The organism is Altererythrobacter sp. MTPC7, assembly GCF_042851395.1.
Lineage (GTDB): Bacteria > Pseudomonadota > Alphaproteobacteria > Sphingomonadales > Sphingomonadaceae > CAJXSN01.
This window is the reverse complement of record NZ_BTGS01000030.1, coordinates 1-6,484: the sequence shown is the minus strand read 5'-3', so window position 1 is coordinate 6,484 and position 6,484 is coordinate 1. Positions and strand designations below refer to the sequence as shown.

7 protein-coding genes are annotated in these 6,484 nt (G+C 61.3%); all 7 read left to right on the top strand.

Translation table 11 applies throughout. The features are described from left to right. Nucleotides 1–405: 405 nt before the first annotated feature. Complete coding sequence (locus ACGHJ7_RS14535; protein WP_305960161.1) at nucleotides 406–555, top strand: hypothetical protein; 150 nt, start codon at nucleotides 406–408, stop codon at nucleotides 553–555. Between the two features lie 3 nt (nucleotides 556–558). Further along, the gene (locus tag ACGHJ7_RS14530; RefSeq protein ID WP_305960162.1) at nucleotides 559–996 is read left to right on the top strand and encodes a hypothetical protein; all 438 of its coding nucleotides are present in this window, start codon (nucleotides 559–561) and stop codon (nucleotides 994–996) included. A 69-nt stretch (nucleotides 997–1,065) separates the two neighbouring features. Further along, complete coding sequence (locus ACGHJ7_RS14525) at nucleotides 1,066–1,368, top strand: hypothetical protein (RefSeq protein WP_290488939.1); 303 nt, start codon at nucleotides 1,066–1,068, stop codon at nucleotides 1,366–1,368. An 8-nt stretch (nucleotides 1,369–1,376) separates the two neighbouring features. Then, a complete protein-coding gene (locus ACGHJ7_RS14520) occupies nucleotides 1,377–2,645 on the top strand; it encodes a zeta toxin family protein (protein ID WP_290488941.1) in 1,269 nt (422 codons plus the stop codon). A gap of 533 nt (nucleotides 2,646–3,178) precedes the next feature. Then, the gene (locus ACGHJ7_RS14515; protein WP_390479119.1) at nucleotides 3,179–3,574 is read left to right on the top strand and encodes a DUF3768 domain-containing protein; all 396 of its coding nucleotides are present in this window, start codon (nucleotides 3,179–3,181) and stop codon (nucleotides 3,572–3,574) included. Between the two features lie 66 nt (nucleotides 3,575–3,640). Further along, on the top strand, nucleotides 3,641–5,449 hold the full coding sequence (locus tag ACGHJ7_RS14510) for a ParB/RepB/Spo0J family partition protein (RefSeq protein ID WP_390479117.1): 1,809 nt from the start codon (nucleotides 3,641–3,643) through the stop codon (nucleotides 5,447–5,449). 520 nt (nucleotides 5,450–5,969) lie between these two features. After that, a partial coding sequence (locus tag ACGHJ7_RS14505) for a hypothetical protein (RefSeq protein ID WP_390479115.1) occupies nucleotides 5,970–6,484 on the top strand: 515 nt, incomplete at its 3' end.

Genomic DNA, 6,484 nt, shown 5'->3' with positions numbered 1-6,484 from the left:
GGCCGGGGCGCGCCGGAATGGATTTAGCGGCGGGCGAGCGCCTTGAAGGCGCTCGCCAACTGTTTCAGGACCGACAGGCGACGGGGAGCTGCCGCAGGCGGACATGGGGATGCTCCGCCGGTCATTATCGCGGCCCATTGCTCGTTCCACCGTCGCCGTTCCTGGGCACGATCTTCGATGTATCGCATCGCGTGGCTGGCCTGCACGTTTCTGCGTAACTCATCATGCCACGCCACCGCACCCGCCCAATCCTCTTTCGGATCAGGGCAATCGCCTGCTGGCGGATCAGAACTAGGCGCGGCTTCCATTCTATCGGAAATAGTCCTAAGACAATAAATGGACGTTGTGACCTATAGTAAATCGGCTGTTCACCAGACTTTTTACCCCTGACCCGGAGAAACACGAATGCGCCGCGATTTTAACGAGGGCAACGATGCTTCTCCGCAGGGCCGCGATCTTCTCTTGTGGGCCGAGGCTTCGCTGTTGCTCCTGGCCCAGCTTGGCATGTTGGCTGGCGGCGTCATGTTCCTCATTTCCGCGCTTCGCGGGAGCTGACCCATGCCCGCGCAAATCATCGCCGCTGGCCTCCTGTTCGCCTGCACCCCTACCCTTGTCGCAGATGGCGACGGACCTGTTTGGTGCGCGGAAGGCCCGCGCGTTCGCATCGCCGGCATAGCGGCCCGCGAACGCGACGAATCTTGCCGTCCTGGTCAGCCATGCCCAAAGGCATCCGGGCAGTCGGCAACCACCGCTCTGGTCACTCTGCTTGGCGGTTCACGCGGCACTTATCGCTTTTCCGGCGCGCAATACGCCCACATTCGCGTCAGCGCACCTGCCATGCGCTGCCGGTCCACCGGATCAGCCGGAGGAAGCCGCACCGGAGCGTTCTGCGAGCTGGCCGATGGCCGCGATCTTTCCTGCGCCATGCTCGCCACCGGCACGGTTCTGCGGTGGAACCGATATTGGCCAGCAGATGTTCGCTGTTCGGGTCGATGACCAGCGAACACTACTGGCCAACAGCTATGTTCTTTATTCGTTCAGCATCCAGTGCTATAAGGTGACGACATGACGACAGATGGCACCCAATACCCCTTGTGGACCCAGGATCAGGCGATTGCCTACGAGGCGGCGCTTGAGGCCATCAATGACGTGATCGCTGGCTATAGCGAGCAGATTTGGCTTGAGGAAAAGTCCCCGGCTCCAAATGCCGCCCGCATCGCCTGGCTCGAAATGCGGACCGATCAGGCCACAGCGGTTATGCACTCTCTGAACGTCACCGACTCCGCTAACGTGCAACAGGTGTTGCTCGAATACAGCGCAATGGTCCGCGCGCGTGACGCGGCAGAGGCTCTTGCCGTAGCGGCTTGAGCAGCCGCATGGAACGCGACCCCGAAAAGCACAGCCTTGCGCCTGATGAATTGCAGGGCATCTATGAGGCGCGTGTCGCGCCCCGCCTTTTTGCGAACGCCCAGCCCGTTGAACGGCCCACAGCCGTTGTCCTGGGTGGCCAGCCCGGATCGGGTAAAACTCCAATGCAGAAAGCGGCGGAGCGCGAATTTTCCGGCCAAGGCGGCTTGGCCAAGATCATCGGTGATGATCTGCGCTCATACCTGCCTCACTACAAAGGATTGCAGCGCGCCGACGATCAGACGGCGGCATTCTATACCGACCGCGATTCAGGACGCCTGGTTGAAAAAGCCATCGCAGACGCCGCCCAGCGCGGGGTGAACGTCATGGTCGAAGGAACCATGCGGAATGCGGAAACGGTCGCAGCCACCCTGCAACAGTTCCGTGAGGCAGGTTACACGACCGATGCGCGGGCGCTCGCTGTTAGCCCGGAAATGTCCGCGCTAGGCATCATGCAGCGTTATGCAGCGCAGAAGGAAGCGCGCGGGGTCGGCCGCATGACCGCGCCCGAAGCCCACCAGAACGCCTTGCGCGGTATGCTCGACACCCTGGACCGGATTCAGGACAACCGCCTTGCCGATAGTCTCACGATCTATCGCAGGGGCGGCGAGGCGATCCAGCGTTTCGACCTGTCCCGAACGCCTGAAGCCGACGAACCGCGCGCCCGCGCTCTGGTCGAGCAGGAACGCAACCGCCCGTTCACACCGCAGGAAGCGGCCTTCATCCAGCGCGAAGTAGAACGGATTACGCCGATCCTTCACAAGCACGGCATCATTGCCGAGCGCGACACCAATTTGCTCCTTGAGCAGATACAGGTGTTGCAGGGGCGCGGATCAGGGCCAGCCCAGCTTGGGCCATTCCTGTCACTGGACGACCTGAAACGCGAACATGGCAATGTAGCGCAATTGGCTGTCAAACAAGCCGAGAAGGGCCTTGCCGACGCGCCGGAATCCGAGCGGGAGAAGGCCGCGCGAATCCTTGCGCTGACCAAGGACATTGCCAATCCTGATAATTTTCAGCGCAAGCTGGATGAGGCGCGGACCAATCAGATTCCAGTGCGCGACATGCAGGGGATGCAGCCCCTTCAACGCCTCGCCACTATCGGGGCCGCAGTGGACCGCGAGCTGCAACGCCAGCGAGACACAGGGCGCGGTGAGACAGATCGACAGGCAGGCCGATCCGATCCGGTGCGTTCTTCAGCCGACAAATCGAGCCGCGAGGATGAGCGGGAGCGTTGAGAGCATCGAACCTACTCTGAAGCCGTGAACCTGCTTTATTCGCTAGGCGGCAGAGCCGCCAACCTCACCGAACCTGCAAACAGTTTCGGCCCGTTCGGGTAACAATCAGGGCTAAGGCAATGATGACGGAGGATCCGCACAGCGGATCATTCCGGCCCTAATCTCTGAACGATCATGCGCGCGATCGGCGGCATGATTGAGCGCGCCTGGCTGTGCCTGGCGCGCAGTGTGCCGGCGATGCCAGCACCCCGATAGAGCCGCCCAGGCGGCGATTTGTCGTCTCGTTCTGGAAGGGGCGGCCCCCCCTTCCCTGTGCAAGAGCTGGACCGTCTCCGGCCCTTGGGGCCGTCGCTTGGCGATTGCCGGGGTGTCCCCAGCCTTCCGCGTTCGCAGGCTCACTTGTGCAGGCCGGGTGATCCCCCTCCCCGGCAATCGGCTCTGAATTGCACATTCCCATCCCCCGGCTTCGCCAGCGGGCAGAAGCCGATGGCGGGCCATCGCCTTCGGCTCACCAGAAGAAAGGGAAAATGCACATGACCAATTTCGCACAGATGACCCCCGAAGAACGGGAAGCATACGCAGAGCGCGTGGCGGTTCTCAATGACCGCTTGCGGGCCAGTCCTAACAACAACCTGCTGGGCCGAGTCGTGATGACGCAGGGCATTCAAGCCATGATCGAGGATAGCGGCGCATCGCCGTTCTGGATCGACCAAGGCAACCTGCTGCGGATCGTGCGCGATTACTCCGATTTCACAGGCGACAATGACCCCTACGGCCAGCGCGATTTCGGTATCTTCGATTGGAAGGAAACGCGCTGCTACTGGAAGATCGACTATTACGATCAGGCGCTTGTTTACGGATCGGATGACCCCGCCGACCCGGCAGTAACATACCGCATCCTCACCATTCTTCGGGCCGACGAATACTGATCGGCCATCACCGGGGCGGCAATCGTGCCGCCCTGGACTTCCTCAATTCATTCAGGATTTACGACCATGACAAAGACCACCACCAGCACCGTTGCACTCTCCGCCCTTGCCCTCGCCCCCGCCAATGTCAGGCGCGTGGCACCGAGCGCGGAGGGGATCGAGCAGCTTGCGGCCAACATCGAGGCCAATGGCGTGATGCAGAACCTTGGCGTTTACAAAGAGCGCGGCAAGCACCGTGTTTTCTTTGGCGGCAGGCGTTTACGCGCACTGGAAGCCTTGCGCGATGCAGGGAAGATCGAGGCCGATTTTCCGGTTCCCGTCACCATTCGCACGAAGGCCGAAGCCATTGAATTGTCGCTGTCCGAGAACGCGCAGCGCGAAGCGATGCACCCCGCCGATAGCGTGAGAGCCTTCAATGAATTGCGAGCCAAGGGCCAGAGCGCCGAGGATATTGCAGCCCGGTTCGGCTATTCGGTCTCGCACGTTCGCAAGCTGCTGGCGCTTGGCGCACTCGCCCCCTCATTGCTCGATGCAATGGGCGAGGATCGCTTGAGCATCGAGACAGCCCGCGCGCTTACCGTTACGGATGACCACGCCTTGCAGGAGCAGCTTTTTGAGGCGCATGGCGACCGCGCATGGAAAATCCGCGAAGCCCTCACCGACGACAAGCTGGCGACCGCCGATGGCCTGTTTCTCTTTGTCGGAGCCGAGGCATACGCCGAGGCTGGCGGCACGATCACCGCCGACCTGTTCGCAAAGCAGGGCGATGGTTATGCCGATGACCCCGAACTGGTCGAAAAGCTGGCCATTGCGAAGCTGGAAAGCGTCGAGCAGGAATTGAGGGACTTGGGCTGGAAGCAGGTCGAGGTTTCGCTTTCGCACCCCCACAATCTCTATTCGCTCCCGACCCTTTTCCCCGCCAAGCGCGACCTTACCGACGAGGAAGCGGCGCGGATCGAGGAACTGCACGAGCGCATTGCGGAAATCGAGGATAGCGAACCGACCGGCGAGGAACTTGAGCAGCTTCACGACGAACTGGAACAGATCGCGCAGGCCCGCTTGTCCTTCCCCGCCGAATTGCGGGAGCAGAACGCCGTTTATGCCTATCTCGACCATGCCGGAACCTTGCAGACCCGCCATGTCCGGTTGCAGCGCGAAGGGACCGGCAGCGGGGAGAAGAAGGCGAAGGCCGATGAAGGGCCATATTCCAAGGCGCTGGTCGAGCAGCTTACCGGCATTCGCACACTGGCCTTGCAGGAGGCCGTTGCGGGCAACCCGGCACTGGCGCTGGACGTGCTGCTGGACACCCTCACCGCCCAGCTTGTGCATGGCGCCTATTCCTACGATCTTGCCTCGCAGATCGGTGCCCAGCAAAGCCGCCCTGCTGTTGATGATGACCTTATGACCAACAGCACGATCCGGCGCGTTGAGGATTCGATGGTGGAACGCTTTGCCGACATTCCGGCCATCGGCAGGTTCGAGGCGATCCGGGCAATGGCCGAGGATGACAAGATGCAGCTACTCGCAGCCCTTGTTGCATCGAGCCTCAACGCCACAATTCCGCATGGCTACAGCGCCGACAAGCGCATTGCCAATGCCGACACTTACGCCGATGCGGCCAGTCTCGACTTGAGCCGCACCTGGACCCCGCCCGTCGCCTTTTTCGACCGGATGCGGAAAGGCAAGATGCTTGAAGTGCTGGCGCAGGAATGCGGCGACGGAGCCGTTGAGAACTGCAAGAAGATGAAGGGCGCGGACCTCGCCGTTGCGATGGCCGACCGTCTGCCATCGGACTGGATTCCGCAGCCGATGCAGTCTAAGAAGGTTTCACCCAAGCAGGACGAGGACGAAGGCGAAATGTCCCGTTCCGCTTGATGTGCAGGCCGATGGCGCGGGGGCGCGCCATCGGCCCCCTTACAAAGCCAGTCTTTGGGTCCAAAAATCGGGGCGCGCTGTCTGGACAGCGCGCCCCTTTTGCCGTTCCGGCCCAGCATTCCGATCATGGCCCTTGACCCCTCGCAGGGACGCGGTGCTTCATTGCCTGCATGGCCGCCAACTATCATCGCCCGAAGCCGGTTGACCCGCTCTGGTATCGGGAAAATTGCTGGCTGCGGATTCGCTGTGGGTGCGGCCATGCAGTGACCGAGCGCGTAGGTCAGTTTGCCGCGCAGCATCATGTGCCGCGCTCAACGCTCGCCTACGAGCTGATTGACCGACTGCGTTGCGGGCAATGTGGGAATCGTCCCACGTCCGCAGAGGTTTCGCTCTATAGGAGCGGGAACTGATTTGCGATGGGCGCTTGATCTAGTTGCCGGAATCGCTAACAGTCCGACTATAGCCGAATTACTATTTCCGACACTTTGGGTTAAGATCAGGTTGACGGAGGCAGGGGGACATGGGTTTCAAGGATATATTCCGAAAGCGCACCACTAAATCACCGCCTGTAAACGGAATCGATGGCGACCACATACAGTCTATGGTCGCAGCCACCTTTCAGGCCGTTCTCTCCGGCGCGAAGGGGCTTGAAGTCTATACCGGGATCGACCGCGACGACCCGCGTTTTGACGAGAATATGGGTGCGATCCTGGCCGACCGGATCGAGGACGGCAGCAAGCCCGATATGTCCTGCATCCTCACCACCGCCATTCTCTTGTCGCATTGCACACAAATTGGTGCGCGGCGATTCCTCCTGACCATGACGGAGCGTGGATTTCGCTTTGGCCTCACGATCATGGATAGCGGCGCGATCCGCGCCGCGCCATCGGTGGCCTTCCTCACTGCAACGATGGACATTTACGACATAGCCGCCGACTGCGCCCAGCGCGGCGACCTTCCGCAGAATTGTGGCCCCTTCCGAGGGCCAGCCCAAGTGCTTTGGGATGCTGGCTTTGAAGGCAGGTCGAGGATCGA

Excerpts from the sequence above, each read along its gene's own strand:
- ACGHJ7_RS14535 (WP_305960161.1), top strand. The coding sequence starts at position 406 with ATGCGCCGCGATTTTAACGAGGGCAACGATGCTTCTCCGCAGGGCCGC.
- ACGHJ7_RS14530 (WP_305960162.1), top strand. The coding sequence starts at position 559 with ATGCCCGCGCAAATCATCGCCGCTGGCCTCCTGTTCGCCTGCACCCCT.
- ACGHJ7_RS14525 (WP_290488939.1), top strand. The coding sequence starts at position 1,066 with ATGACGACAGATGGCACCCAATACCCCTTGTGGACCCAGGATCAGGCG.
- ACGHJ7_RS14520 (WP_290488941.1), top strand. The coding sequence starts at position 1,377 with ATGGAACGCGACCCCGAAAAGCACAGCCTTGCGCCTGATGAATTGCAG.
- ACGHJ7_RS14515 (WP_390479119.1), top strand. The coding sequence starts at position 3,179 with ATGACCAATTTCGCACAGATGACCCCCGAAGAACGGGAAGCATACGCA.
- ACGHJ7_RS14510 (WP_390479117.1), top strand. The coding sequence starts at position 3,641 with ATGACAAAGACCACCACCAGCACCGTTGCACTCTCCGCCCTTGCCCTC.